Genomic DNA, 26,201 nt, shown 5'->3' on the forward strand with positions numbered 1-26,201 from the left:
CGTCAGACCCCGAACGGACTGTCGCCCTTGGCCACGCGGGTACCGATGTCGATCAGGTTCTGCGCGTTGGCATGCAACCGCTCCCCCGCCTCCCGGCTGGCCTGCCCGATCAAAAATCGCGACCAGGTGCCTTCGATCACGACGCCGAGTTTGAAGCACGCCATCGCGACATACCAATCCAGCCTTGAGGTTTCGCGACCCCCGGCGTCGAGATAAGCGTCCAGCAGCTCGCGACGGCTCGCCAGCCCGCCGAGCGCGGCCAGCGCGGCGCCCGCGGTGATCGTATTGGTCTCCAGCGGCCAGCAGATCAGCATCCACCCGAGGTCCAGCAGCGGGTCGCCGATCGTGCACATCTCCCAGTCGACGAACGCCGCCAGTTCCGGTTTGTCGCGGCGAAGCAGCACATTGCTCAGATGCGGGTCCCCGTGCAGGATCCCGGGCTGCCCGTCGGGTGGACGGTTGGTCTCCAGCCACTCGGCCAGTTCGCCGACGGCCAGCGATGCGGGGTCGTACCGGTCGTGCCGATAGCTTTCCAGCAGCCGCAGAAACTGCGGAACCTGGCGCTGCAGGAAGGAACCTGGGCGTTTGAGTTCGGCCAGCGGGCTGCCCTCCCACGCCACGTTGCCCAGTTGGGCCAGGCTGGCCGCGTAGGAGAGCCCGACCTGGTGGCGCATGTCCGGGTCGCGGACGTAGGCGTCGTCGACCTCGCTGCCGGGGTTGAAGCCGTCGACCTCCTCCATCAGGTAGAAGACCACCCCGAGCACGTCGAGGTCGTCGCAGCCGGCGATGAACCCGGGGTGCGGGACGTTGGTACCTGCCAGCGTGCGAAGCGCGGCGATCTCGCGCAGCATCGTCTTGTCGCTGGTCGGGCGCGGGTGCAGCGGCGGCCGGCGCAACACCATCGGCCGTCCGTCGACCCGGATGCGTACGACGATGTTCTGGGTGCCGCCGGTCAGCGGTTCGACGTCGGTGACCTTCGCACCCAGGCGCTGTTGTCGCACCCAGCGTTGCAGCGCCTTCTGGTCGTCGTCGGTCAGGGTGGGTAGCTGTTGTACGGCGTCGGACATACCGCCATGGTGTCAGGCCCTGCGCGCGGTCAGCAGCAGATACTCCCATTCCATCGTCGAACCGCCGTGCAGGAAGCCGTCACCGATGCGGGCCAGCGCCGCGTCGAGTTCGGCGACCCGGTCCGGATCGTCCTCGATGTTGCGGTACGCCGCGATCGTCGGCCCGTACGTCGACCGGAAGTAGTCCCGGAACGCCGCGCCGTTCCCGAAGTGTTCGACGGTCAGGGCGCGTCGCTCGGTGACGACGTCGGTGACGCGGTCGCCGAGCAGCGCGCGCACGTGCTCGTCGTCGCCCCACAGCGGTGGCGGCTGGGCGCCCGGCGGCGGCGGTGCGACGTAGGGCTTCATCGTGGCGAACAGTTCACCGATCTGGCCTTCGGGTGTCCAGCTCAGCAGCGCGATCCTGCCGCCCGGTTTGCACACCCGGATCAGCTCGTCGGCGGCGCGTTGGTGAAACGGGGCGAACATCACCCCGATGCATGACATCACCACGTCGAATTCGGCGTCGGCGAAAGGCAATTCGTGCGCGTTGGCCTCGCGCCATTCGAGGGTGGCGCCGCGTTCGGCGGCCAGCGCAGCGCCGGCTTCCAGGAGTTCGGGAGACAGGTCGCTGGCGACGACGCGCGCTCCGCGCAGTGCGGCCGGGATCGCCGCGTTGCCGGTACCCGCTGCGACGTCGAGGACACGGTCACCGGGGCCGATTCCGGCCGCATCCACCAGGACCGGGCCCAGCGGTGTCACGAGCTCGGCCGCGAGTTTCGGATAGTTCCCGGAGGCCCACATGACCCGGTGGGTGGCGGCGATCTGACCGTCGTCGACGGCGGTGGCAGGGTTGTTCATCGCGGTACCTTCCATGAGCGGTGCACTTAATCGTGACGCGCGCCGATCAGCCAATCCAGTTCCAAATCTGTACCCATCCTGGTTCGATATCTGTACTGCCCGTTGCGGCACCGGAGGTCACCCACATGCCCGGATATGGCCAGTTCTGTCCCGTCGCCAAGGCGATGGAGCTGCTCGACGAGCGATGGACCATGCTCGTCGTGCGCGAGATGCTGCTCGGCAGCAGACACTTCAACGATCTGCGTCGCGGGGTGCCGAAGATGTCGCCGGCACTGCTGTCGAAACGGCTGAAGTCGCTGACGCGGGCCGGTGTGGTGGAACGCGCCGACGTCGACGGCCGCACCACCTACACCCTCACCGAATGCGGGCAGGAGCTCGCCGAGGTCGTGGACGCGCTCGGGGCGTGGGGCCTGCGTTGGATCAGCCAACTCGGCGAGCAGGACCTCGACCCACACCTGCTGATGTGGGACATGCGGCGCACCATCCCGATCGCCGAATGGCCGCGCCAGCGGACCACTTTGGCATTTCGGCTGACCGGTGTGGCATCGAAGGCCGCACGATGGTGGCTGGTGGTGGCCGACGGGAAGGCCGACGTGTGCGACTTCGATCCCGGCTACGAGGTGGCCGGCTCGGTCGAGACCAGCCTGCGCACCCTCACCCAGATCTGGCGCGGCGACGTGTCATGGCAGCAGGCGCTGCTCGACGGCAGCGTCGCGGTGTCCGGGCCGGCCCAGGTGCGCCGCGCCGTCCCGAAGTGGATCGGCCAGTCGCTGCTGTCGGCGGTCCCGCGACCGGCGTGAAAGTCAGTCGAGGATGCGCCGGGCCACGTTGGTGGTGACGAGGTCGAGCAGTTCATCGGCGCGCCCGGCCAAGATCGTCCGAATGGCGTACAGCGAAAAGCCTTTGGCTTGTTCGACGGTGATGGCCGGCGGTATCGACAGTTCCTGACGCGCGGTGACCACGTCGACGACGGCCGGTCCGTCGTGCGCGAACGCATCGGCGAGCGCCTGCTGCAGATCGGCAGGCCGCTCGACACGGCGGCCGAAGATGCCCATTGCCTGTGCGACGGCGGCGAAGTCGGGGTTGACGAGGTCGGTGCCGAAATTGACGATGCCCGCGGCTTTCATCTCGAGCTCGACGAAGTTCAGCGACGAGTTGTTGAAGACGATGACCTTCACCGGCAGCTTGTTCTGGATCAGCGTCACCAGCTCACCGAACAGCATCGTCAGCCCGCCGTCACCGGCCAGCGCGACGATCTGGCGGCCGGGCAGCGCGGACTGCGCACCGATCGCATGCGGTAACGCGCACGCCATGGAGCCGTGGTTGAAGGAGCCGATCAGCCGCCGACGTCCGTTCATGGTGAGATATCGCGCGGCCCACACCACCGGAGAGCCGACGTCGACGGTGAACACCGCATCCTCGGATGCGAGCTGATTCACCAGGCCCGCAACATATTCCGGGCGGATCGGGGTGCGATCGCGGTCGTTGACGGCCAGTTCGTCCATCGCCTTGCGGGTCTTGCGGTAGTGGCGCAGCGAGCGGTCGAGGTGTTGGCTGTCGGTCTTCTGCTGCAGCAGCGGCTGCAGCGCGGCTGCGGTGTCGGCGACGGTGCCCACCAGCCCGAGATCGACCGGGGTGCGACGGCCGAGGTGGCGGCCGCGGACGTCGACCTGGATGACTTTCGCGCCGTCGGGATAGAACTGCGGATAGGGAAAGTCGGTGCCCAGCATGAGCAACGCGTCGGCCTCCTTGATGGCCTTGTAGCCGGAGGCGAAACCGAGCAGACCCGTCATGCCGACGTCGAACGGGTTGTCGTACTCGATGAACTCCTTGCCGCGCAACGCATGCACGACCGGCGCGTTGAGGGTGCCCGCCAAGTCGATCAGCGCGTCGTGCGCGCCTGCCACCCCGGCACCGCCGAGGATCGTGACCGCCCGCGCGTCGTTGAGGATGGCCGCGGCCTGCCGCAGCGACTCGTCGTCGGGCCGCACGACCGACCGCGTCGCGGTGATCGGCCGCGTGCTCCAGGCCGACGCGTCGGCGCGCTGCAGAAAGATCTCGCCGGGAATGACCACCACCGCCACCCCGCTGTCCTCGACGGCGGCCCGCATCGCCATCTCCAGGATCCGCGGCGCCATCTCGGGGGTGCTGACCAGTTCGCAGTAGACGCTGCACTCGCGGAACAGCTCCTGCGGATGGGTCTCCTGGAAGTAGTCCGAGCCGATCTCGGTGCGCGGGATGTGCGCAGCGATCGCCAGCACGGGCACCCGGCTGCGCTGCGCGTCGAAAAGACCGTTGATCAGATGCAAGTTGCCGGGACCGCAGCTGCCCGCGCAGACCGCCAGCCCGCCGGTGAGCGCGGCATCGGCCGCTGCCGCGAACGCCGCGGTCTCTTCGTGGCGGACGTGCTCCCAGCTGATCTCGCCCGATCGGCGGATCGCGTCGGTGAACCCGTTGAGGCTGTCCCCGGGCAGGCCGTAGATCCGGCGCACACCGCTGACCCGCAATGCTTGGATGAGGTGTTCGGCGACGGTCGCCACGCCGCCAGGGTAGCGATTTGTGTGCGTTTAGGAGCGTTGAGCGCCCCTAAACGCACACAAGCCGCTCTATTTGGGGGCGAAGCGCTGGCCGGCGTCCAACCGCAGGCACTGGCCGTTGAGCATCGGGTTCTCGACGATCGCGGTCACCAGCTTCGCGTACTCCTCGGGCTTGCCGAGCCGCTTGGGGAACGCCGCGTCCTTGGTCAGCGCCTTGGCGAACTCGTCGGGGATGCCCTCGGTCAGTCCGGTCGCGAACAGGCTGGGCGCGATCGCGAGCGCACGGATGCCCAGGCTGCCCATGTCGCGCGCCATCGTCAGGCACATCCCGGCGATCGCGGCCTTGGACGCGGTGTAGGCCACCTGCCCGATCTGCCCCTCGAACGCGGCGATCGAGGCGGTGTTGATGATGACGCCCCGCTCCTCCTGTTCGTCGTCGACCGGATCCTGCTTGCTCATCTGCCAGCCCGCCAACCTGCTGATGTTGAAGGTGCCGATGAGGTTGAGGTCGACGCACTTGCGGAAGGTGTCCAGGCTGTGCGGCCCGTCCTTCTTGACGGTGCGCTCGGCCGCGCCGCCGCCCGCGGTCGTTACGATGATGTGCAGCGCGCCGAGCTGGTCGATCGCCTGCTGCAGCACCTTCTCGGTGCCCTCGAAATCGGTGACGTCGACTTCGTAGAAGGACCCACCGATCGCGTCGGCGACCTCCTTGCCCTTCGACTGCGGGCGGTCCAGCACCGCCACGCTCGCGCCGCGCTTGGCCAGCAATTCGGCGGTCGCCTTGCCGAAGCCCGACGCCCCACCGACGATGATGGCCTTCTTGCCCTCGATCTCCATCTAGCCGCCTTTCCAAAAATTCGTCGAATCGTAAAGCAACTTAGCCGACCGCCTCCTGCGTTCAGCGGTTCGGGTCGGTCCTGGCAGTACCTTGGCAACATGGCCGAACCCGCTCGCGAAACGCGGATGCTGGCCGGGCTCGCCGCCGCGGCGGTGGCGCTGGGTGTGACCCAACTGCTCGCCGTCGCGTTCGGCCCGGAGTCCGACGCCCGCACGGCGGTCGGATCGGTGGTCATCGACCTGACGCCGGGCCCGGTCAAGGAATGGGCCATCGCGACGTTCGGCACGGCCGACAAACTCTTCCTTTCCGTCCTGGTGCTGGGGGTCATCGCGCTCCTCGCCGCGCTGACCGCCGCGCTGGAGACGCGGCGGGTTCCGGTCGGAAGCGCCGCGATCGTGCTGGCCGGGGCGGCCGGATGTGCGGCGGTGCTGTCGCGCGCGGGTGCGACGCTCGCCGACGTCGTGCCGACGCTGGTCGGTACCGCATGCGGGGTCGCCGTGCTGCGTCTGCTCGTCTCCGGACGCTTCACCGATCAGCCCTCCGACGACCGGACCGACCCGGGTAGACGGTTGTCGCTGCTAGCCCTCGGGCTACTGGCCGGCGGCGCGGTCACCGGGGTGGCCGGCGTGGTGCTGTCGCGTCTGACGTCGTCGGTCTCAGCCGATCGCGACGCCTTCGCGCTGCCCCGTGCCGACGTCGCCGCGCCGCCCGTAGGACCCGCCGTGCAGCCCAAAGGGGTTGCGCTGCCAGCGTTTATCACCGACAACGCCGATTTCTACCGGATCGACACCGCGCTGAGCGTGCCCCAGCTCAGCCGCGACGACTGGCAGCTCAGGGTGCACGGCATGGTGGACCGCGAAATCACCTACCGCTTCACGGACCTGGAGCGATTCGAGGCCGTCGACAAGCTCGTGACGCTGACGTGTGTGTCCAACCCGGTCGGCGGCGACCTCATCAGCAACGCCGCGTGGACCGGATATCGAGTGCGGGATCTGTTGGCGCAGGCTGGAATTCATTCCGATGCGGACATGGTGCTGTCGATGTCGGTCGACGGGTTCACCGCTGGCACGCCCGTCGAGGCGCTGACCGACGGCCGCGACGCGTTGCTGGCCGTCGGCATGAACGGTGAGCCGCTGCCCACCGAGCACGGATATCCCGCCCGCCTCGTCGTGCCCGGCCTGTACGGCTACGTGTCGGCCACCAAATGGGTCGTCGACATGGAGGTCACCCGATTCGACCGCGCCAAGGCGTACTGGACGAAGCTGGGCTGGTCAGCGCGCGGACCCATCAAGACCCAGTCGCGTATCGACGTCCCCCGCAGCGGCCAGACCGTCGCACGCGGGCAGGTGACGTTCGGCGGCGTCGCGTGGGCGCAGCCCCGCGGGGTGCGCGGCGTCGAAGTCCGCATCGACGGCCCCGGCGGAACCGGCGATTGGCGCCCGGCCGACCTCGCCGCGAGCTACTCCAACGACACCTGGCGGCTGTGGAGCTTTGGCTGGCAAGCCGAACCCGGTTCGTACACGATCACCGTGCGCGCCATCGACAACACCGGCGCAGTGCAGACCGAAACGGTGGCCGACCCGGTGCCCGATGGCGCCTCCGGCTGGCACACGGTGTCGTTCACCGTGACATGACCGCCCCGAGTTTTCCGGCCAGCGTGCGTGTTCCCCGCGCTTCGCGGTGGGCCCAGTGGCCGACACGCCGCCAACTTCCGAGAGTTCACGCACGCTCGCGCGGCGGTGCGGGCCGTGACAGGCTGGTCTGGTGCTGCTGTCTGACGTCGCCGCCGCGTCGGCCGAGGTGGGCGCCTCGTCGTCACGGCTGGCCAAGATCGCCTGGATCGCCGAGCTGCTGCGGCTCGCCAGCGCCGACGCACGACTGGTCGCGGTGACGGTGTCGTGGTTGTCGGGCGAGTTGCCGCAACGCCAGATCGGGGTGGGCTGGGCCGCGCTGCGTTCGGTGCCCGCACCTGCGGCCGAACCGTCGCTGACGGTGCTGGAGGTCGACACGCGGTTCAGTGAGATCGGGGCCGTGGCGGGTAAAGGGTCACAAGCGCGACGGGCCGGCTTGCTGGCCGATGTGTTCGGCCGCGCCACCGAGGCCGAGCAGACTTTCCTGCGTCGGCTGCTCAGCGGTGAACTGCGTCAGGGTGCACTGGTCGGGGTGATGGCCGACGCCGTGGCCAAGGCTGCCGACGTCCCTGCGGCCGCGGTGCGTCGCGCCGCGATGCTCGGCGGCGCGCTGCCCGCCGTTGCGGCCGCCGCGCTGACCGACGGCGAGGCGGGCCTGCAGCAGTTCACCCTCGAGGTCGGCAGGCCGGTCGGGCCGATGCTGGCCCAGACCGCCACCGGGGTCGCCCAAGCGCTCGAACGCCTCAGCGGTGCAGCACTTTTCGAGGCCAAGCTCGACGGCGCCCGCGTTCAGATCCACCGGGCCGGCGACGCGGTGACGATTTACACTCGCAGCCTCGACGACGTCACCGCTCGGCTACCCGAGGTCGTCGACGCCGCGCTGGCGTGGCCGGTGACCGAGCTGATCGCCGACGCCGAGGCGATCGCGCTGCGCCCGGACAACCGTCCGCACCGGTTTCAGGTCACCGCATCCCGGTTCGGCAGGTCGGTCGACATCGCGGCCGCCCGCACGGCACAGCCCTTGTCGGTGTTCGTCTTCGACGTGCTGCACCTCGACGGCGTCGACCTGCTGGACCGACCGACCAGCGAGCGCATCGCGGCGCTGGACACCATAATTCCCGACGATCAGCGAGTCGACCGGCTGGTCACCGACGACGTCGATGCCGCCCAGGAGTTCCTCGACGCGACGCTGGCCGCCGGTCACGAAGGCGTCATGGCGAAGTCGCCGACGGCACCGTATGAGGCCGGCCGCCGCGGCGCGGGCTGGCTCAAGGTCAAACCCGTGCACACCCTCGACCTGGTGGTGCTCGCCGTGGAATGGGGTTCGGGCCGGCGCACCGGCAAGCTCTCCAACATCCATCTCGGCGCCAGAGACCCCGAGACCGGCGGGTTCGTCATGCTCGGAAAGACTTTCAAGGGCATGACCGACGCGATGCTGGAATGGCAGACCGCCCGGTTTCTCGAACTGGCCGACGGAGCCGCGCAGGGGGCGACATCAGAACCAAGCCCGCCGGACGGTTATGTCGTCAAGGTGCGTCCCGAGCAGGTCGTCGAGATCGCCTTCGACGGGGTGCAGACGTCATCGCGGTATCCGGCCGGGATGGCGCTGCGGTTCGCGCGGGTGCTGCGCTACCGCGACGACAAGAGCCCCGCCGAGGCGGACACCGTCGACACGGTTCGCGCGCTCCACCAGCGCAGCGAATGACGGTGGTTCACACCTCAGCCGATCAAGCGGTCCGGAGTCAGCGTGTCGACGCCGTCCAAGGAGGTGTCCTTGGTTTCCCGCATGACCAGGATCGCGATGAAGCTCAGCGACGCCGCGACGAACAGATACAGGCCGACCCAGCCGACGCCGTACTGCGTGACCAACCAGGTCGCGATGAACGGCGCCACCGCAGCACCCAGGATGCTGGCCACGTTGTAGGAAACCCCTGAACCGGTGTAGCGCACGTTTGTCGGGAACAGTTCGGGCAGCACCGCGCTCATCGGCCCGAAGGTGAAGCCCATCAACGTCATTCCGACCACCAGGAAAAGCAGCATCATGCCGGCCGAGGTCTGGCTAGACCCGAGCATCGGGACGAACAGCGCGCTGAACACCATGATGCCCGCGGTGACGACCAGCAGGGGCCCGCGGCGGCCGAAGCGGTCGGAGAGCACCCCCGACAGCGGCAGCGTTCCGGCGAAGAACAACACCGCGATCAGCTGTAGTTCCAGAAAGTCGACATAGGCGAAGCCGAGGCCGCTGCCGTCTGGTGGTCGCTTGCCCGTCCCGTAGCTCAGCGCCCATGTCGTCATGAGGTAGAACATCGTGTAGGTCGCCAACATCACGAAGGTGCCGATGATCAGCGGACGCCAGCTGGTTCGGAACACCTCGGCCAGTGGGACTTTCACCTTCTCGCCACGAGCCACTGCGCGGGTGAACACCGGCGTCTCCACAAGGCGCAACCGCACGTAGAGGCCGATGGCCACCATCACCGCGCTCAGCAGGAACGGGATACGCCAGCCCCAGGTCAAGAACGCTCCGTCGAGGTCGGGCGTGGTGTTGCTGTGTCCGATCCACAGCAGCAGCAGCACGAAGACTCCGTTGGCCAGCAGAAAGCCGAACGGTGCCCCGAGTTGTGGCCACATCGCGGCCCAGGCTCGCTTGCCGGGTTTGGCGGTCTCGGTTGCCAGCAGCGCGGCTCCGCTCCATTCTCCGCCCAGCGCCAAGCCCTGCGCGAAACGCATGGCTGCCAACAACGCGGGCGCGAGGAGGCCCACCTGGTGGTAGGTCGGCAACAACCCGATCACGAACGTCGCGATCCCCATCACCAACAGGGAGGCGACCAGGGTGACCTTGCGCCCCACCCGATCACCGAAGTGACCGAACAGGATCGAGCCGACCGGACGGGCTACGAAGGCCAGTCCGAACGTGGCCAGCGACGCCAGCAGCGCGGTCGTCGAATCGCCTTTCGGGAAGAACAGGTGCGGGAACACCGAGACCGCCGCGGTGGCGTAGATGTAGAAGTCGTAGAACTCGATGGTGGTGCCCACCATCGACGCGATCACGATGCGACGACGCGGGATACCGCCGACCAGATCGGCGTTGGCGGCGTCCTCGCTCATTCCCATCCCCCTGGCTGATCTGGCCTAGATCTGCCTAGATCTGGCAAGGAGACATGATAGCGACCCCGCTGCTCGGGGCTTCGAGGCCGGACTGGCACTAGGCCGTCGTGTAGCGAAGCGGCAGGTGCTTGAGCCCGCCGACGAACGTCGTCGCAACGTATTCCGCAGCGCCGGCGAGTTCGACTGACTGCAGCCGCGGCAGCAGTTCGGTGAAAAAGCTGTTCACTTCCATGCGCGCCAGCGCCGCGCCCAGGCAGAAGTGCACACCGTACCCGAACGCGACGTGCTTGTTGGGGTCGCGCGTCACGTCGAAGCGGAACGGATCGTCGAACACGTCCTCATCGCGGTTGCCCGAAACGTAGGACAGCAGCACCGACTCGCCGGCGGCGATCGGCACACCCCGCACCGTGGTGTCCTCAGCTGCGGTGCGCATGAACGCCTTGACCGGGGTGACCCAGCGGATCATCTCTTCGGTCGCCAGCGGCATGAGGCTCAAATCGGCTCGCAGCTTGGCGTGCTGATCGCGGTTGTCGATGAGCGCGAGCATGCCGCCTGAAATGGTGGCGCTGGTGGTGTCGTGGCCGGCGGCGGCCACGATCGCGTAATAGGACATGGTGTCGATGTCGGAGAGCGGTTCGCCGTCGATCGTGGCGTTGGCGATCGCGGAGGCCAGATCCTCGGTGGGATGCTCGCGACGCGACGCGGTCAGCGCGGTGAAGTACTCGAACATCTCCAGCAGCGCCGACATCTGCTCGGCCTGCTCGGTCCCCCGCTTGAACTCGTCGTCGTCGCTGCCGAATAGTTCCTGGGTGAGTTTGAGCATGAGCGGGAAGTCCGACTCGGGCACGCCCAGCAGCGACATGATGACGTAGAGCGGAAAGTTGACCGCGACCTGCTGGACGAAGTCGCACTCGGGGCCGAGCGCCACCATGTTGTCGACATGAATCCTGGCGAGTTCGTCCACGCGAACCTTCAACGCCCGCATGGCCTTCGGCCGAAACCAGTCCGCGCCGATAGCCCGCATCACCCGGTGCTCGGGGTCGTCGAGGTGGATCAGCGTACGCACACCGATCGCCGCCTGCTGTTCATCGCCATCCATCGTCACCAGCACCGGGCGCGGCGAGTTGGTGAACAGCTCGTTGGCCCGCTCGATGTCCATGATGTCGGCGTGCTTGGTGATCGCCCAGAACGGGCGGTAGTTCGGCACGTCGACCCGCGACACCGGCGCATCGGAGCGCAGACGGGCGAGGGCCTCATGAAGTTTCGCCTCGTCGGTGTAGGCCGTCGGGGTGGCGAACACCCTGGCGGCTTCGTCGGCGACATGCGCATTCATGGCAGGCTCCTCAATTGCCTGGCTGGCCACGTAACTCCCGCAGGACCGCGCTGACGGTGTCTTCTCCGATGGTGCGCGGAAACCCGATCAGCACCCGGTCGATCACACCGTCGCAGCGGTCCCGGATCGCCGTCGCCACTTCGCCGATGGGAGCGACGACCGCGAATGTGTCGAGCACTTCGTCGTCGATCAGTGTGCCCATCGCGTCCCACTGTCCCTGCAAGCTCAGCCGGTGCAGTTCGGTGTGCAGGTCACCCCAGCCGTGCAGCTCGAGCACCTTGCGGTAGGCCGGCGTCGACCCGTAGAATGCGATCTGCTTGCAGGTGCCCACCGCGTTGGCGGCCACCTCAGCCTCGTCTTGGCCGGTGACGACGAAAACCGGTGCGCTCACTTGGAAGTCGCGTCGGTTGCGGCCGGAGCGCGCCATCCCGCGCTGCAGCGCCGGTATGGTCACCTCTTCGAAATAGCGCTTGGTGGTGAACGCGTGGGCCAGCACACCGTCGGCAACCTCACCGCACATCTCGGTCATCGCCTCACCCACGGCCGCGACGAAAACCTTTGGGAAGGGATATGACTGGGGCTCGGGGGTGAACATCGGCGTCATCAGCTTGTGGGTATAGAAGTCGCCCTCGAACTGCAGCCTGGTGCCGTCGCGCCAGCACTCCCAGATCGCGTGCAGCGCCAGCACGAACTCCCTCATGCGTGCCACCGGCCGGCTCCACGGCATGCTGAACCGCTTCTCGATGTGCGCCTGCACCTGCGAGCCGAGCCCGAGGACGAACCGGCCCTTGGAGTAGTCCTGTAGATCCCAGCCGACGTTGGCCACGGTCATCGGATTACGCGCGAAGGCCACGGCGATGCTCGTGCCGAGTTCGATCCGGGTGGTGTGCTCGGCCGCCAGCACCAGCGGAAGGAACGGATCATGGTTGACTTCGGCTGTCCAGCAGCAGTCGTAGCCCCGCCGCTCGAGCTCACCGGCCGCACGCGCGACGTCGGTCAGCTGGCTGGAAATGGCCCCGTCGACCTTGAGGTCGGCGCCATCACCCATGGTCGTAGACGCTACAGTAAGCGATTCAGTATGTTCAACGTGAACATGCCGGTGCGACGATCGCCGTGGACGACAGGAGTTGTTGCATGACCAAGGCGGAGGACTGGGAAGACACGCTCGGCGAACTCTCCCGGCGACGTCAGCACGCACACCAGATGGGCGGCACCGAACGGCTGGCCAAGCACCACGGCAAGGGCAAGCTCGACGCCCGCGCCCGACTCGAGCATCTGCTCGACAAGGGAACCTTCCGCGAGTTCGGCACGCTGGTCGGTGGTGACATCGCAGCCGACGGCATCGTCGCCGGCTCCGGCCTCATCGACGGCAAGCCGGTGATGGTGGGCGCCGAAGACTTCACCACCCTGGCCGGCAGTATCGGCCCGGGCGGCAACGCGAAGCGGTTTCGGCTGGCGGAGTTGGCATTGCGCGACAAGATCCCGCTGGTGATGCTCTTGGAGGGCGCCGGCTTCCGGCCCTCCGGTGAGCACTACGGCCGCACCCCCACCGATCTGCTCGCGCAGGCCCAGTGTTCGGGCAAGGTGCCGACCATCGCCGGGCTGCTGGGCCCGTCAGCCGGTCACGGCGCACTCGTCGCCCCGGTGTGCGACTGGACGATCATGAGCCAGCAGGGCGCGATCTTCACCGCAGGCCCTCCCGTCGTCAAAGAGTCGACGGGCGAGGACATTTCGAAGGAAGATCTGGGCGGCCCCGCCGTCGCGCTGGCCAGCGGCGTGATCCACAACCTTGCCGGCGACGACCAGGCGGTGCTCGACGACATCCGCCGCTACCTGTCGTACTTCCCCGCCAGCGCGTGGTCGTATCCGGCGGCGCTGCCCGCCGACGAGACCACCGAGGCGCGCACCACACCCGAGCTGCTCGACATCGTGCCCCGCGGTAACCGTCGGGTCTATGACATCCGCCGCGTTCTCGACGTGGTGTTCGATCGCCCGGACTGGTTCGAGGTGCAACCGAAGTTCGGGCGTGCCATCATCTGCGCGCTGGCGCATCTGGGCGGTCACCCCGTCGCGGTGGTGGCGAACCAACCACAGGTGCTGGCCGGCTCCATCGATGCCGACGCGGCCGACAAGGCAGCACATTTCATCACGGTGGCCGACTCCTTCCACCTGCCCATCGTCTTTCTCGCCGACAACCCGGGAATGCTGCCGGGCAGCCGCTCGGAGAAGAGCGGTGTGCTGCGCAGCGGCGCGCGGATGTTCGCCGCGCAGACCGCCGCGACGACGATCAAGCTGCACGTCACGTTGCGCAAGGCCTACGGGTTCGGTTCGATGGTGATGTCGCTGTTGGGATTTGACAACCAGAGCGCGACGTTCGCCTATCCCGGCGCCACCATGGGGGCGATGAGCGCCGCCGCGTTGAGCAAGGCGTCACACGCCGACGAAGACGTCGAGGCCCGGCTGCGCCAGATGGAGGTCGAGGCCTCGTTCCGGTCGGCGAGCCACCTGGGGTTCGACGATCTGATCCACCCCGAGGAGACCCGCAACGCGCTGCTCGCGGCGCTGCAGCGGGGTGTCTACAGCCGTCAGGCCGCCCCGGAGCCGGTGTCCCGCACGGCGATCACCCCCTAGCCCCAGGGCGATTTCGGCGTAGTTGGTCACGCTCAGCGTGACGATCTACACCGAAATCATCCGGTTGCGGCGCGATAGGCCGCGACGATCGGTTCGAGTTCGTCGGGGGTGGCGCCGTGCATGATCAACGCGTCGGCGCCATAGTCGAACTCCTTGCGGATACGGTCCACACACTGCTGTGCCGAACCGGTGGCGGCCGGCTCCAGCCATTCGTCGGGGATGAGCGTGGCGATGTGCTCGATCTGTTCGGCGGTGGCCTTGTGGTCGATCCCGCCGGGAATCGACTGCACCACCGAATCGTCGCGGAAACGTTGCAGCACCGCACGATCCCAGCCGTTGGTGGACACCAGCAGATCGCCGTAACCCTGCAGATAGGTCGCCAGCCGGGCCACCGTCTTCTTCAGCCGCAGTTCCTCGGGAAGGTGATCGCCGACCGTCGCGAAGCACGACCAGACCCGCACGGTGTCCGGGTCGCGACCGGCCTGCTCGGCGGCGTCCTTCACGGTCTTCACCGCACGCTGCAGCGTCTCGGGGGTGAAGTAGGTGTGCAGGACGACGTCGTCGAACGCGCGGCCGCCCAACGCCAGCGTCTTCGGGCCGAACGCGACGATGGCCAGGCGGATGTCCTCGCGGAAATCGGGGTCGAGGAACAGCACCGGGTACTGCCCGATCGGCCCGTCGTGGTTGAAGATCAACTCCCCCTGCCAGAGCCGACGCATCACCTGCGCGAAGTCCTCCATCTGCGCGGTGGTCACCCCCGGTATCCCGAACGCGCCGTACATCGCCGCCACGCCACGGCCGATGCCCAGGGTGAACCGGCCGCCGGACAGTCGGTGCATCGTCGTCGCCCACGAACCGGTGATCAATGGATGGCGGGTGTTGTGGTTGGTTGCCGCCGTGGCGATCTGCATCCGGTTGGTGACGGCACACGCGGCGCCGACGAGCGAGGACGCCTCCTTGACATTCCACCGTTCGGAGATGAACGCCGTGCCGAAGCCGAGTTCCTCACCGCGGCGAGCCTCGTCCATCAGCGTGGCCGGACCCTCTCCACCCGCACCCGCAAGTAGGTAGTAGCCCAGCTCGTCCAGCACTCGTTGCGTCATGCCCAAACTCCTTGTTGATAGCCGCAATTCCATACTTCGGTGATCCGGCCGTCGACCACCCGGAAGATCTCCATACTGCCCACCGCGGTCTCGGTGCCGTCCTTGAGCTTGATCGGGGACTGGTACACGATCGCCACATGCTCCCCGTCGTCGCCCGCGACCACGAGGTTCAGATCGAATCGGATCTCTTCGCACATCTCCCACATGTCGACGACCCGCGCCACGGCCTGCGCTTGGGTCAGCACCTTGGCCTCACCGACCTCGTGGCGAATCACCGTCTCGCCCAGCAGTTCTTCGGCCAGCGCGAAATCCGCCTTGTTCCAGGCCACCAGGTTGTACAGCTCCACCACCTCGCGTGCAGTGCGGGTCATCCGAACACCTCCAGCGCATCGATGTCGTCGATTGTCGCCACGGCACGGTCGACAAGCGTTCTGCACAACTGCTGTGACCGCTCGGGCAGCGAGTCCCAGCCGATCAGGATGATCACCGGCAACAGCATGAGGTATGCAACCGCGAACCGGTAGTGCCGCCACGCCTCGTCGAACGTGTAGTCGGTGACGCCGTGCCGAGCCAGGTGCGCGAGATACTCCCGAACCAGTTCCTCGTCATGGCCGCGGCGCACCTCGGTGGGCAGGCCCTGGCTGACCAGGTATGCGATGTCGGCGGCACCGACCCCGCGGGCGGTCATCTGAAAGTCGACGATTTTGATTTCCTGACCGGCGAAGAACATGTTGTCCGCGCGGATGTCGCCGTGCAGCAACATCGGTCGCTCGGTCAACGCAGCCAGCGCGGCCGGTGCGAGTTCGGCGAACCGGTCGGCGTACTGCGCCACGGCCGACGGGACGGGCACGGCCGACTTGTCGAGGTACACCTGCCAGCCGGGCCCGAAGGCCGGAATCAACAACTCCCGCGCGACCGGCGTGTCGAGGCTCGGAAACTCCTCGAGCACAGCATTATTGGCAGGCTCCGCCGACCACGCGTGCAGCGCGGCCAGCTCGGAAATACACAGCCGGGTCCGGTCCAACGACAGACCCGCGAGGTGATCGGCGTTGTCCCAGTCGCAAAGATCCTCCAGCACCAGGACGAAGTCGGCGTCGGCCATGCGCGCCGCGTAGACGTGCGGGGTGCCCGTCGGTGCGCGGCCGGCGACCCGCCGGTAGAACGCGACCTCGCGCCGATAGCCGCCCAGCATCTCCATGGCGCTGCGTGCCTCGGACTGCGCGGGCAGCTTGACGATGACGCTCGGCGGCAGGCCGTCACCGGTCAGGCGCACCCGGTACAGCAGCGAGGAGAACCCGGTGTCCTGGGCGATCTGCTCGGCGCGCACATCGGTGACCGTCGCGCCGTCGATCGCGGCCGTCAGCCACTGCGCTGTCACACCGTCGATGTCCGACGGCACGTCAACACCTGAGCTCATACTCGGCCCGCGGACTCGACGAGCGCACTGAGGAAGCGTTCCGACGCCGACTGCACACCACGCGCGAACAGATGTCCCACATGGCTTCCCGGGTGCCAGTAGAGCTGGCCGCCCCAGCGTTCGTGCAGCGCGAGCGCCGGTTCGCGCCCTGCCATCTGGTCATGCCACGCACCAACGATCAGCCGGCGCTGCGGTGGCGGGGAGGGTGACACGGTGTGGTAATCCACCGCCGACGTCAGCTTCGCCACGACGTCAGACTGCAGCAGCTCGACGGTGTCCCGCACTGACGGACCCCACCGGCCCAGGTGCCCGGCGATCATCGCGTTGAGCCCGAAGATCGGGGTGTACACCGCGACCGCATCGATGTCCTCGAGGTGGCCGACCAGCGCGGCGACCGGGCTGCCCATCGAAACACCCGACACCGCAACCGCGCTCGCCTGTGGTTGTAGCCAACGCACCAGCGCGCGGACTTCGGACACCACGCGCATCATGCCCGCGACGTTGGCCAGCGGATCCATGTTGGGATACGGCGGCCAGGTGCTGCGTCGCGCACCGTGGCCGGGCTGGACCGGCAGCGCGATGTTGAACCCGAGCTCGTCGCGGATGCGCCGGGCCCGGGAGAACAACAGATCCAGAGGTTGGCCTTGCCCGGCGCCGTGCACCCACACCAGCCACGGCCGGGTGTCGTCGCCCTGCCGGCACAGGTGCACCACGGCGGTGGCCGGACCGCCCAGCCCCTCGGCGGCCAGTGTCTGCGGTAGCTGCGGATCGTGTCGAAACGTCATCTGGTCGTAGCACAGCCGGCCGAAGCGGCGACGCCGAAGTGAGCTGACGCGCAGCGGGTTCGGATCACGGTGGGCGCCCCTCACCCCCAGGCCCGACAACTCGTCTGCGGCGGCCCGGCACGACTCCGTCAAGCGCTCGAGCTTCGGTGGTGGCGCTGTCAGCGTCATACCGGTCAACGCGAGCTCGTCGAGCAGCACCTCCCCCAGCCGGCCGACGTCGCGCTCCCGGCCTCCTGAGCCGGCGACCGCCCGGTAGGCCCGCGGCAGCACACCCGCGAAATCGCTGCCGATTCGCCAGGCGCGTTCAGTGGCCTTCATGTGAGCTTGAACCCGGTGTAGCCGGCGGCTGCGATCTCGTCGCAGCGCCGCCGGTACTCCGGAATGCCCGCCGTGTATCCCATGTACATCCGCTTCTTGCCTGCCACGTTGGCGCCGTTGTACCACGAGTTGCACGTCGGGTGGACCAGCACCGTCGGGGCGACGAGTTCACTGGTGTGCTCGATCCATTCGCGTTGCGCCTCGGGCAGCGCCTCGATCGTGCGGTAGCCGTGGTCGCGCAGATGGGCGATGCAGTCGCCGATCCATTCCACGTGTTGTTCCAGCGCCGCGACGAAGTTGGTGGCCGGCGCGGGACTTCCCGGTGCCTGCACGATGAACAAGTTGGGAAAGCCGGCGACGGCCAGCCCGAGGTAGGTGAACGGCCCTTCGGAGGCCCAGAACTCTGCCAGCGACATGCCGTCGCGGCCGCGGATGTCGATGCGGGTGAGCGCACCGGTCATCGCGTCGAAGCCGGTGGCGTAGACGATGACGTCGAGTTCGTGGTGGGCGTTTTCGGTGCGGATGCCCGTCGGTGTGATCTCGACGATGGGGTTCTTGCGCAAATCGACCAGCGTCACGTTGTCGCGGTTGAACGTCTCGTAGTAGCCCTGGTCGATGATCGGCCGTTTACATCCGAACGGGTGGCTGGGCGTCAACGCCGCGGCGGTCTGCGGATCGGTCACGATGCGCGCGATGGCCTCACCGTAGAGTTCGGCGGCCATCTGGTTGGCCTTGATGTCGAAGAACACGTCACCCCAGCTCAGCGCCCCCAGGACGCCGTGTTCTTCGACGGCGCGGCGTTTCTCCTCGCGCGAGGCCGAGGTGATCGGCGGTTTGGTCATCATCTCGAACATCACCGAGAACGCAGACAGGCGCGCGGCCCCAACGGGGTGTTCGCGCTGGGCCGCGCGGATGTCGCCGTAGTTGGCCTTCATGTCCTCGAGTTCGCCCGGCTCGAACGCCCTGAAGGTCCACGGCAGCGTATAGGCAGGCGAGCGTTGGAACACGCACAGCTGATCGACCTGCTGGGCCACCACCGGAATCAGTTGCACGCCGGTCGATCCCGTTCCGATCACGCCGACCCGCCTGCCGGTCAGGTCGACGTCTTCTTTGGGCCAGCGGCCGGTGAAAAGTGACGCTCCGCTGAACGAGTCCATGCCCGGGAAGTTCGGGTCCAGCGGCACGGACAGGATGCCGGACGCGGCGACGACGTATCGGGCGAGGAGCGTCTGGCCGGTTTGCGTCTCCACGCACCATGCGGCGGCGTCCTCGTCGAACCGCATGGCGACGACCTTGGTGTTGAACCGGATGTCCGAACGAAGGTCGAGGCGGTCGGCGACGAAGTTCAGATACGCCTCGATCTCGGGCTGGGCGGGCATCGTCTCCGTCCACACCCACTCCTGCTGGATCTCATCGGAGAAGCTGTAGGAGTACTCGATGCTCTCGATGTCGCACCGCGCGCCCGGATACCGGTTGAACAGCCAAGTGCCGCCGACGTTCTCGGCCTTCTCCAGCACCACGGCACGCACGCCCAGCTCGCGCAGCCGGTGCATTGCGTAGAGGCCCGAGAAGCCCGCGCCGATGACGATCGCGTCGAAGTCGACCGAACTGGATGTGGTCACGGGATGCACCTCACGTAGCGCAGCGGAGTTACTGTAACTATTACAGTATTAGCACTGAGTCCGCGGCGTGGTCGGCAAAACTCCGATGCCGGACGACACGCGCCCCCGGCGATTGCCGAAATATATACAGTAAGCTCCTCCACTAACTCTGCGGGACAGGAGGCAGCTCGCGTGAAGGTTCCGTTCACCTGGAAGGTCACCGGCTGGTTCATGATCGGCTGGTCGGCCGAGTTTCCCCAGGGCGAGGTCCGCCCGCTGCGCTACTTCGGCGAGGACCTCGTCGCCTACCGCGATGAATCTGGTGAGCTGCACCTGCTGTCGGCACACTGCCGCCACCTCGGTGCCCACATCGGTCACGGCGGCAAGGTGGTCGGCGACTGCGTGGAGTGCCCCTTCCACGGCTGGCGCTGGGGACCCGACGGCACCAACCGCTACATCCCCTACCAGCCCGAGCGGCCCAACAAGGCGTTGCGGCTGCGCGTTTTTCCCGTCCGCGAACAGTACGGCTGTGTCTTCATGTGGCATCAGCCCGACGGCAAGGACCCGCAGTGGCCGCTGCCCGACCTCTTTCACAAGTTCCCTCAGTTCGACACCGACCCCGACGCGTACTACCGGCCGTATCCGGAGTTCTCCCGCCGCGCCGAGAACGAGCCGGTGCATCCCCAGATCGTGGCCGAGAACGGCCCGGACAGCGCGCATTTCCACTATGTGCACGGTGCAACGGTCACCCCGGTGTGCCTTCACTGGGAGGCCGTCGACGAGGAGTGGCGGTTCCTCACCGGCTGGCCCGACGCCCGCAGCGACGACCCGGACAAGATGGCGCTGTACATCCACAGCCACTTCTCCGGGCTCGGGTTCGCCATCAGTGCGTTCGAGGGTTCGTCGAACCACCGCCTGATCTTCGCCTGCACGCCGGTCGAGGAGGAGCGCTCGAACATGTTCTATTCGATCTGGTGGCCGCGGCTGCCGGGTGACACCTCCGACGTGCCGCCCGACAACGTGCGCGAACAGGTCGAGCGCCAATTTCTCGGGACGGTGTGGGACGACCTGAACATCTGGCGCTACCAGGAGTACGTCGAACGGCCTGCCCTGTCGGCAGTCGACGCCAAACCCTATATGGCGTTGCGGAAATGGGCGGCACAATTTTACGACGTGCCCGCCTCGGTATGAGTCCACACCTGGAACCAGAGCAGCTGACCGGCACCGCCGAACACATCCGGGAGTTCGCCAGGATCAAACCGACCGTCGCGGGGCCCGAGCTGGCGAGGTTCCTGAGCGCGATGCGCCGATTGCAGGACATCGTGGTGGCGACGAACCCCGAGCCCTCGGTGTGGAACGACACCGCCACACTGCTCGAGGACGTCTGCACCCACCTCGAGGAGCACCGGGCGCCCGCCGGCGTCGCCCCCGCGGGCCGGCCCGACAGCCGCACCGCGTACCTGCACGTCGACTACCGCAGGGTCACCCCCATCGACGAGCCGCTGACGGCGCGGGCCTGGATCGACTCCGTCGACGGGCGGAAGCTGTTCCTCAGGGCGACGATGTCGGACTCCGATGGCAACGTACTATCCGAGGCCAATGGTCTGATGATCAAGCTGCTCGCCCACCAGCCCTGAGAGGCACGATGTCTGATTCGCTCGTTGAGTCCGCGGAGTCCGGCTCCGCAACCCAGTTCACCGTCCCCGCCGCCGCCGAGGCCGTCGTGGCGTCGATCGGCGATCGCGAGTTCATCATCCAGGGCAACCGGCGTTATACCTACGCACAGGTGGTGGATCGGGCCAATCGCCTCGCCGCCTACCTGCACGCCCGCGGCCTGGGCTGCCACACCGAACGTTCGGCTCTGCAGGGGCACGAGGTGGGCCAGGACCTGCTGGGCATCTACGCCTACAACGGGCCCGAGTACGTCGAGGCGATGCTGGGCTCCTGGCGCGCGCGGGTCGCGCCGTTCAACGTCAACTACCGCTACGTCAAGAACGAGCTGCACTACCTGCTGGCCGATTCCGGGGCGACGGCGCTGATCTACCACGCGTCGTTCGCGCCCCGGGTCGCCGAGGTGCTTCCGAAGCTGCCGAAGCTGCGGGTGCTCATCCAGATCGCCGACGCCTCCGGCAACGACCTCGTGCACGGCGCCGTCGACTACGAGTCGATCGTGTCATCCGGCTCCGCGCAGCCACCCCCGGTCGAGCCGTCACCTGACGATCTCTACGTGCTCTACACCGGCGGTACCACGGGCATGCCGAAGGGAGTCCTGTGGCGCCAGCACGACATCTTCATGACGTCGTTCGGCGGACGCAACATGGCCACCGGCGAGCTGACCACCTCCTATGACGAGATCGCCAAGCGTGTCGCGGAGAATCCGGGCACCAAGATCTTCACCCTGCCGCCGCTGATGCACGGCGCCGCGCAGTGGGCCGTGATGACAGCTTTGACCACGGGGCAGGCGGTGGTGTTCGCCGAGAATCCGGCCCGGTTCGACGCCGACGAGGTCGTGCGCACCATCGAGCAGGAGAAGGTGCTCGCGGTACAGGTCGTCGGCGATGCCATGGCCCGACCCCTTGCCGACGCGATCGAACGCAGTTCGGCCGACCTGTCCTCGATGGCGGTGGTGGCCAACGGCGGTGCGCTGCTCACCCCCACCGGCAAACAGCGCCTCATCGACGTCAAACCCGGCCTGATCGTCATGGACGGCGTCGGATCCTCGGAGACGGGCATCCAGATGAACCACATGTCGGCGCCCGGTGCGGTGTCGACCGGCAAGTTCAACGCGGGCCCGGACACCTTCGTCGCGGCGGAGGATCTCAGCACGATCCTGGAACCGGGCCATGAGGGCATCGGTTGGCTTGCCCAACGCGGTTATGTCCCAATGGGTTACAAGGGTGACGCGGAGAAGACAGCCAAGACGTTCCCGGTGATCGACGGCGTGCGCTATTCGATACCCGGCGACCGCGCCCGACATCTGGCCGACGGCGGGATCGAACTGCTCGGCCGCGATTCGGTGACGATCAACTCCGGCGGCGAAAAGATCTTCGTCGAAGAGGTCGAGACCGCGCTGCTGTCGCATCCGGCGGTGGCCGACGTCGTCGTCTCGGGCCGGCCCAGCGAGCGGTGGGGCCAGGAGGTGGTCGCGGTGGTCGCGCTCGTCGCAGGCGCCAGCGCCGACGCGCAGGAACTCATCGAACACGCAGCCAATTCGATCGCCCGTTACAAGCTGCCCAAGGCCGTCGTCTTCCGGCCGGCGATCGAGCGCAGCCCCGCCGGCAAGGCTGACTACCGCTGGGCCCGCGAACAGGCGGTCAGCGAAGCCTGAGCTGATCGGGAAGGTCGTCCGCTCGCGCCGATGACTGTTTCACGGGTGACGGCGAAGCCCTATACTGTAAGCTTTACAGTACCTGTGGCAGGTTACCTGTCCCGATCGAACGAGGGAGATCAGCCGTGGATAGCCCCGTACAGGACGTCACGGTCGACGAAACCTTCGACCTGCTTCGCGACCCGTATCCGTTCTTCGCGCAGAAGCGGCGGGAAACCAGCGGCGTGTTCCGCGGCAGCGTCATGGACTGGTCCAAGGCACCCGAGGCCATGCCGGAAAACCTTTATGCCGCAGTGTCTTTCGATGCAGTCAACCGCGTCTTTCGGGACGGCAAGGTGTTCAACTCACACATCTACGACAACACCATCGGCCTGTTCATCGGCCCGACGATTCTGGCGATGGAAGGCAAAAAACACTGGGACCACCGCAACCTGGTGTCCTCGGCATTCAAATCGAAGTCGTTGGCACGCTGGGAACCCGAGATCGTCCGGCCGGTCGTCACGGCGCTGATCGACGAGTTCATCGACGACGGGCACGCCGACCTGGTGCGAGACTTCACGTTCGAGTTTCCGACCCGGGTCATCTCGAAGCTGTTGGGGCTGCCCGAGGATGACCTTCCATGGTTCCGCAAACGAGCCGTCGAACTGATCAGCTACCACGTCAAGTACCAGCGCGCATTCGAGGCATCCGCCGCGCTGAAGGACTACTTCCTCACCCAGATCGACCAACGCAGATCTCAACCGACCGAAGACATCATCGGCGATCTGGTCACCGCCGAGATCGACGGCGAAAAGCTCACCGACGAGGCGATCATCTCCTTCCTGCGGTTATTGCTGCCCGCGGGGCTGGAAACCACATACCGATCCTCGGGAAACCTGCTGTACCTGTTGCTGTCGCACCCCGAGCAGTTCACCGCCGTGCAGCAAGACCGGGAACTGATCGGGGCGGCCATCGAGGAAGGGCTGCGCTTCGAGACACCGCTGACCACCGTGCAGCGCTACGCCGCCGAGCAGACCGAACTCGAGGGCGTCGACATCCCGCAAGGATCGGTCATCGACGTGTGTATCGGATCGGCGAACCGTGACGAAAACCGTTGGGAACGCTCCGAAGAGTTCGACATCTTCCGAGACTGGACGCCGCACATCTCGTTCGCCGCAGGCGAGCACACCTGCATGGGTCTGCATCTGGCGAGGATGGAAACCCGCGTCGCCCTGGAATGTCTGCTGGATCGACTCACCAACGTCGAACTCGTCACCGATGACAACCCGCACATCTGGGGACAACCCTTCCGCTCCCCGACAGCGATCCCGGTGACGTTCGACGCCGCGGAATGATCCCGTGGTCAAAACCCCAGCAACGCCGAGCAGGAAGCGACGGGACCGCGGTTCGATCAGCGCCGACGAAATCATCAACGGCGCCTTCGAAATCGCCGCGCAGGTCTCGATCGACAATTTGAGCATGCCGCAGTTGGCCAAACACCTGGGCGTGGGCGTGACCAGCATCTACTGGTACTTCCGGCGTAAAGACGAGCTGCTCGACGCGATGACCGACCGCGCCTTGGAGCGATTCGAGTTCACCGCGCCGTCGATCGACGCGTCCAATTGGCGCGCGTCGCTGCGTCAACACGCCCGCACGATGCGACGCCGGTTTCGCGGCGACCCCATCATGTGCGACCTCGTTTTGATCCGCGGACAGTTCGGCGCCCGTGCGGTGCACGGTGCGCTGCAGAAGATCGAACAACCGATCGCCGCGCTGGTGCAGGCCGGCCTCACCCCTGCGCAGGCCGTCGAGATCTACGGGGCGATCTCGGTGCACACCCGGGGTTCGGTGGTGCTCGAGCGGTTGCAGGAGAAGACCGAGGGCTTTCCCGCTCAGCGGCCCGCCGGCGACCGCTACATCGGTTTCGCCGACGATATCGACTTCGACTACATCCTCGACAGCATCCTGGACCAGGCCGAGGCGCTCATCGCCGCCGCCTGAGCCGCGATTTCGGCGCGCTGACGCCCGCTCAGCGTCCGTATCCGCTCCGAAATCACCGGTTGCGGGGTGTGCGGTACGCGATCGTCTTGGTCTCCAGGTACTGCTGGAAACCCTCGATGCCGCACTGGCGGCCCACCCCGCTGTTCTTGTACCCGCCGAACGGGGCGTCGGCGCCGTAGAACATGCCGCCGTTGACGCCGAAAGACCCGGTGCGAATCCTCCGAGCGACATCCATCCCGCGTTCGTGTGAGCGTGAAATCACCGCTCCGGCAAGGCCATAGGCACTGTCGTTGGCGATACGCACCGCATCGTCGTCGTTCTCGAAGGGCAGCACGATCAGCACCGGGCCGAACACCTCCTGTTGAGCGATCGCGGCGCTGTTGTCGACCCCGACGACCACGGTGGGGGACACGTAGTGGCCGCCGGTGAGATGCTCCGGCAGCCCGTCGACCGCGCCGCCTCCGGTGGTGATCTCGGCGCCCTCGCTGCGCGCACCGGCGATCGCGGCCAGCACCCGGCCCTTCTGCGCGGCGCTGATCACCGGTCCCACAAGGGTTTCCGGCTGCACCGGGTCGCCGACCGGGACGGCTTGGTAGGCCGCGGTGATGTTGGCGACCGCGTCGTCGAACAGCGACTTGTGCACCAGCATGCGGGTGGTGGCCGCGCAGGCCTGCCCGGCGTGCACGCACACGCCCACGGCCGCGCCGACCACCGCGGCGGGGTTCGCGTCCTCGAGCACGATCGCGACCGATTTTCCACCGAGTTCCAAGAACATGCGCTTCATGGTGTCGGCGCCCTGGCGCATCAACAGCTTCCCGACCGCGGTCGACCCGGTGAACGAGATCATGTCGACACGGGGGTCGGTGCCCAGCAACCCGGCGACGTCGTTGGAGACGGTCGGTACCACGTTGAGCACGCCGGCGGGAATGTCAGTGCGTTCGGCGACGATCCGGCCGAGCCGGGTGGCGTTCCACGGCGTGTTCGGATCGGGTTTGAGCACGACGGTGTTTCCGGTCGCCAGCGCGGGACCGAGTTTGTTGAGGATGACCTCGATCGGGAAGTTCGACGGGGTGATCGCGCCGACGACCCCGACCGGCTCCTTGACGACAGTGCGCACGTTGCGCTCGCCGAACAGCCCGCCGCCGTCGAGCCGGCGCTCCCATTCGAACGTGTCGATCAGCCCCGCGGGATAGCGCAGCGCCCCGGCCAACGGCCAGTCCAGCTGCGCGGACTGCGTCGTCACCACCGGGCAGCCGACCTCCGCGATCAATTCCTCGCCAAGGTCGTCTCTCTCGGCCTCGATCGCCGCCTGCAGTTGCTCGAGGCAGCGCTTGCGCAATCCGCGGTTGGTCGACCAGTCGGTGTCGTCGAAGGCCCGTCGCGCGGCTCCGATCGCGCGTTCCATATCCTGCGAATCCGCGCTGGCGGTGTAACCGAGCAGCGAACCGGTTGCGGGACTGATGTTCTCGAACTGCGCGCCGGATACCGCCGCAACCAGTTCGCCGTCGATGAGCATGCGACTCTCGGCGCGACCGGCTGCCCGGCGGCCGATGTCGACGCTGGTGTCGGCCGGTTCGGCAGCGTCGCTCACCTGCACCCCATACAATCGCAGCCTGCGGGACGCTCAACGGTAAACATTACAGTAGGATAATTCAAAACCGCTGTTGGGGTACGGAGAGGGCCGATT

General features: G+C 67.1%; 22 protein-coding genes. 9 read left to right on the forward strand and 13 right to left on the reverse strand.

Annotated features, from left to right (window positions below; translation table 11 throughout):
* Window positions 1-2 precede the first annotated feature (2 nt).
* Together K3U96_RS17710 and K3U96_RS17715 are read right to left on the reverse strand one after the other, a co-directional pair.
* Window positions 3-1,067, reverse strand: a complete 1,065-nt coding sequence (locus tag K3U96_RS17710; RefSeq protein ID WP_220690569.1) for a phosphotransferase family protein — start codon at window positions 1,065-1,067, stop codon at window positions 3-5.
* 12 nt (window positions 1,068-1,079) lie between these two features.
* A complete protein-coding gene (locus K3U96_RS17715) occupies window positions 1,080-1,907 on the reverse strand; it encodes a class I SAM-dependent methyltransferase (RefSeq protein ID WP_220690570.1) in 828 nt (275 codons plus the stop codon).
* Window positions 1,908-2,032: 125 nt separating this feature from the next.
* Between K3U96_RS17715 and K3U96_RS17720 the strand changes: the two genes are divergently transcribed.
* Complete coding sequence (locus tag K3U96_RS17720) at window positions 2,033-2,707, forward strand: winged helix-turn-helix transcriptional regulator (protein WP_069406121.1); 675 nt, start codon at window positions 2,033-2,035, stop codon at window positions 2,705-2,707.
* 3 nt (window positions 2,708-2,710) lie between these two features.
* Here K3U96_RS17720 and poxB read toward each other — a convergent pair whose 3' ends face one another.
* The gene (poxB, locus tag K3U96_RS17725; RefSeq protein WP_220690571.1) at window positions 2,711-4,447 is read right to left on the reverse strand and encodes a ubiquinone-dependent pyruvate dehydrogenase; all 1,737 of its coding nucleotides are present in this window, start codon (window positions 4,445-4,447) and stop codon (window positions 2,711-2,713) included.
* Window positions 4,448-4,513: 66 nt separating this feature from the next.
* Window positions 4,514-5,281, reverse strand: coding sequence for an SDR family NAD(P)-dependent oxidoreductase (locus tag K3U96_RS17730; protein ID WP_069406119.1), 768 nt, complete (start codon window positions 5,279-5,281; stop codon window positions 4,514-4,516).
* A gap of 99 nt (window positions 5,282-5,380) precedes the next feature.
* Here K3U96_RS17730 and K3U96_RS17735 point away from each other — a divergent pair, with 99 nt between their 5' ends.
* Window positions 5,381-6,916 carry a molybdopterin-dependent oxidoreductase gene (locus tag K3U96_RS17735; RefSeq protein WP_220690572.1) on the forward strand — a complete coding sequence of 512 codons (1,536 nt, stop codon included), beginning with the start codon at window positions 5,381-5,383 and terminating at the stop codon, window positions 6,914-6,916.
* 130 nt (window positions 6,917-7,046) lie between these two features.
* Window positions 7,047-8,618 (forward strand): ATP-dependent DNA ligase, encoded by a 1,572-nt coding sequence (locus K3U96_RS17740; RefSeq protein ID WP_220690573.1) that lies wholly within the window; start codon window positions 7,047-7,049, stop codon window positions 8,616-8,618.
* 14 nt (window positions 8,619-8,632) lie between these two features.
* On the opposite strand, the gene K3U96_RS17745 is transcribed toward K3U96_RS17740, so the two are convergent.
* The 3 genes from K3U96_RS17745 to K3U96_RS17755 all read right to left on the reverse strand — a co-directional run bounded on the left by K3U96_RS17745 (window position 8,633) and on the right by K3U96_RS17755 (window position 12,399).
* Window positions 8,633-10,018 carry an MFS transporter gene (locus K3U96_RS17745; RefSeq protein ID WP_220690574.1) on the reverse strand — a complete coding sequence of 462 codons (1,386 nt, stop codon included), beginning with the start codon at window positions 10,016-10,018 and terminating at the stop codon, window positions 8,633-8,635.
* A gap of 97 nt (window positions 10,019-10,115) precedes the next feature.
* On the reverse strand, window positions 10,116-11,351 hold the full coding sequence (locus K3U96_RS17750; RefSeq protein ID WP_220690575.1) for a cytochrome P450: 1,236 nt from the start codon (window positions 11,349-11,351) through the stop codon (window positions 10,116-10,118).
* A 10-nt stretch (window positions 11,352-11,361) separates the two neighbouring features.
* Window positions 11,362-12,399: an LLM class F420-dependent oxidoreductase gene (locus K3U96_RS17755; protein WP_220690576.1), complete on the reverse strand. Its 1,038-nt coding sequence runs from the start codon at window positions 12,397-12,399 to the stop codon at window positions 11,362-11,364.
* A gap of 86 nt (window positions 12,400-12,485) precedes the next feature.
* On the opposite strand from K3U96_RS17755, the gene K3U96_RS17760 reads away from it, so the two are divergent.
* A complete protein-coding gene (locus tag K3U96_RS17760) occupies window positions 12,486-13,982 on the forward strand; it encodes an acyl-CoA carboxylase subunit beta (RefSeq protein WP_220690577.1) in 1,497 nt (498 codons plus the stop codon).
* A 56-nt stretch (window positions 13,983-14,038) separates the two neighbouring features.
* Here the strand turns inward: K3U96_RS17760 and K3U96_RS17765 are convergent, their stop codons facing one another.
* The 5 genes from K3U96_RS17765 to K3U96_RS17785 are packed head-to-tail and all read right to left on the reverse strand — an operon-like array spanning window position 14,039 to window position 19,227.
* Window positions 14,039-15,085: a TIGR03857 family LLM class F420-dependent oxidoreductase gene (locus tag K3U96_RS17765; RefSeq protein ID WP_069406112.1), complete on the reverse strand. Its 1,047-nt coding sequence runs from the start codon at window positions 15,083-15,085 to the stop codon at window positions 14,039-14,041.
* A complete protein-coding gene (locus tag K3U96_RS17770; protein ID WP_220690578.1) occupies window positions 15,082-15,456 on the reverse strand; it encodes a nuclear transport factor 2 family protein in 375 nt (124 codons plus the stop codon). Before K3U96_RS17770 ends, K3U96_RS17765 begins: the two co-directional genes overlap by 4 nt.
* On the reverse strand, window positions 15,453-16,502 hold the full coding sequence (locus tag K3U96_RS17775; protein ID WP_220690579.1) for a phosphotransferase: 1,050 nt from the start codon (window positions 16,500-16,502) through the stop codon (window positions 15,453-15,455). The genes K3U96_RS17770 and K3U96_RS17775 overlap by 4 nt, the downstream gene beginning before the upstream one ends.
* Window positions 16,499-17,605: an alpha/beta hydrolase gene (locus K3U96_RS17780; protein WP_220690580.1), complete on the reverse strand. Its 1,107-nt coding sequence runs from the start codon at window positions 17,603-17,605 to the stop codon at window positions 16,499-16,501. Before K3U96_RS17780 ends, K3U96_RS17775 begins: the two co-directional genes overlap by 4 nt.
* Window positions 17,602-19,227, reverse strand: a complete 1,626-nt coding sequence (locus K3U96_RS17785; RefSeq protein ID WP_220690581.1) for a flavin-containing monooxygenase — start codon at window positions 19,225-19,227, stop codon at window positions 17,602-17,604. The genes K3U96_RS17780 and K3U96_RS17785 overlap by 4 nt, the downstream gene beginning before the upstream one ends.
* Window positions 19,228-19,398: 171 nt before the next feature.
* Between K3U96_RS17785 and K3U96_RS17790 the strand changes: the two genes are divergently transcribed.
* The 5 genes from K3U96_RS17790 to K3U96_RS17810 all read left to right on the forward strand — a co-directional run bounded on the left by K3U96_RS17790 (window position 19,399) and on the right by K3U96_RS17810 (window position 24,514).
* A complete protein-coding gene (locus K3U96_RS17790) occupies window positions 19,399-20,397 on the forward strand; it encodes an aromatic ring-hydroxylating oxygenase subunit alpha (protein ID WP_220690582.1) in 999 nt (332 codons plus the stop codon).
* Entirely contained in the window at window positions 20,394-20,843 is a 450-nt protein-coding gene (locus K3U96_RS17795; protein WP_372515058.1) for a PaaI family thioesterase, read from the forward strand. Before K3U96_RS17790 ends, K3U96_RS17795 begins: the two co-directional genes overlap by 4 nt.
* Before the next feature lie 8 nt (window positions 20,844-20,851).
* Entirely contained in the window at window positions 20,852-22,534 is a 1,683-nt protein-coding gene (locus K3U96_RS17800) for a medium-chain acyl-CoA ligase Mig (protein ID WP_220690583.1), read from the forward strand.
* Window positions 22,535-22,659: 125 nt separating this feature from the next.
* Window positions 22,660-23,868, forward strand: coding sequence for a cytochrome P450 (locus K3U96_RS17805; RefSeq protein WP_220690584.1), 1,209 nt, complete (start codon window positions 22,660-22,662; stop codon window positions 23,866-23,868).
* 4 nt (window positions 23,869-23,872) lie between these two features.
* Window positions 23,873-24,514, forward strand: coding sequence for a TetR/AcrR family transcriptional regulator (locus tag K3U96_RS17810; RefSeq protein ID WP_220690585.1), 642 nt, complete (start codon window positions 23,873-23,875; stop codon window positions 24,512-24,514).
* Between the two features lie 52 nt (window positions 24,515-24,566).
* Here the strand turns inward: K3U96_RS17810 and K3U96_RS17815 are convergent, their stop codons facing one another.
* The gene (locus K3U96_RS17815; protein WP_220693573.1) at window positions 24,567-26,030 is read right to left on the reverse strand and encodes an aldehyde dehydrogenase family protein; all 1,464 of its coding nucleotides are present in this window, start codon (window positions 26,028-26,030) and stop codon (window positions 24,567-24,569) included.
* Window positions 26,031-26,201 lie beyond the last annotated feature (171 nt).

The organism is Mycolicibacterium holsaticum DSM 44478 = JCM 12374 (assembly GCF_019645835.1).
Lineage (GTDB): Bacteria > Actinomycetota > Actinomycetes > Mycobacteriales > Mycobacteriaceae > Mycobacterium > Mycobacterium holsaticum.

Bases quoted from the DNA above. Each gene is read 5' to 3' on its own strand.
- K3U96_RS17710 (WP_220690569.1), bottom strand. From the start codon at position 1,067: ATGTCCGACGCCGTACAACAGCTACCCACCCTGACCGACGACGACCAG.
- K3U96_RS17715 (WP_220690570.1), bottom strand. From the start codon at position 1,907: ATGAACAACCCTGCCACCGCCGTCGACGACGGTCAGATCGCCGCCACC.
- K3U96_RS17720 (WP_069406121.1), top strand. From the start codon at position 2,033: ATGCCCGGATATGGCCAGTTCTGTCCCGTCGCCAAGGCGATGGAGCTG.
- K3U96_RS17730 (WP_069406119.1), bottom strand. From the start codon at position 5,281: ATGGAGATCGAGGGCAAGAAGGCCATCATCGTCGGTGGGGCGTCGGGC.
- K3U96_RS17735 (WP_220690572.1), top strand. From the start codon at position 5,381: ATGGCCGAACCCGCTCGCGAAACGCGGATGCTGGCCGGGCTCGCCGCC.
- K3U96_RS17745 (WP_220690574.1), bottom strand. From the start codon at position 10,018: ATGAGCGAGGACGCCGCCAACGCCGATCTGGTCGGCGGTATCCCGCGT.
- K3U96_RS17750 (WP_220690575.1), bottom strand. From the start codon at position 11,351: ATGAATGCGCATGTCGCCGACGAAGCCGCCAGGGTGTTCGCCACCCCG.
- K3U96_RS17755 (WP_220690576.1), bottom strand. From the start codon at position 12,399: ATGGGTGATGGCGCCGACCTCAAGGTCGACGGGGCCATTTCCAGCCAG.
- K3U96_RS17760 (WP_220690577.1), top strand. From the start codon at position 12,486: ATGACCAAGGCGGAGGACTGGGAAGACACGCTCGGCGAACTCTCCCGG.
- K3U96_RS17765 (WP_069406112.1), bottom strand. From the start codon at position 15,085: ATGACGCAACGAGTGCTGGACGAGCTGGGCTACTACCTACTTGCGGGT.
- K3U96_RS17770 (WP_220690578.1), bottom strand. From the start codon at position 15,456: ATGACCCGCACTGCACGCGAGGTGGTGGAGCTGTACAACCTGGTGGCC.
- K3U96_RS17775 (WP_220690579.1), bottom strand. From the start codon at position 16,502: ATGAGCTCAGGTGTTGACGTGCCGTCGGACATCGACGGTGTGACAGCG.
- K3U96_RS17780 (WP_220690580.1), bottom strand. From the start codon at position 17,605: ATGAAGGCCACTGAACGCGCCTGGCGAATCGGCAGCGATTTCGCGGGT.
- K3U96_RS17795 (WP_372515058.1), top strand. From the start codon at position 20,394: ATGAGTCCACACCTGGAACCAGAGCAGCTGACCGGCACCGCCGAACAC.
- K3U96_RS17800 (WP_220690583.1), top strand. From the start codon at position 20,852: ATGTCTGATTCGCTCGTTGAGTCCGCGGAGTCCGGCTCCGCAACCCAG.
- K3U96_RS17815 (WP_220693573.1), bottom strand. From the start codon at position 26,030: ATGCTCATCGACGGCGAACTGGTTGCGGCGGTATCCGGCGCGCAGTTC.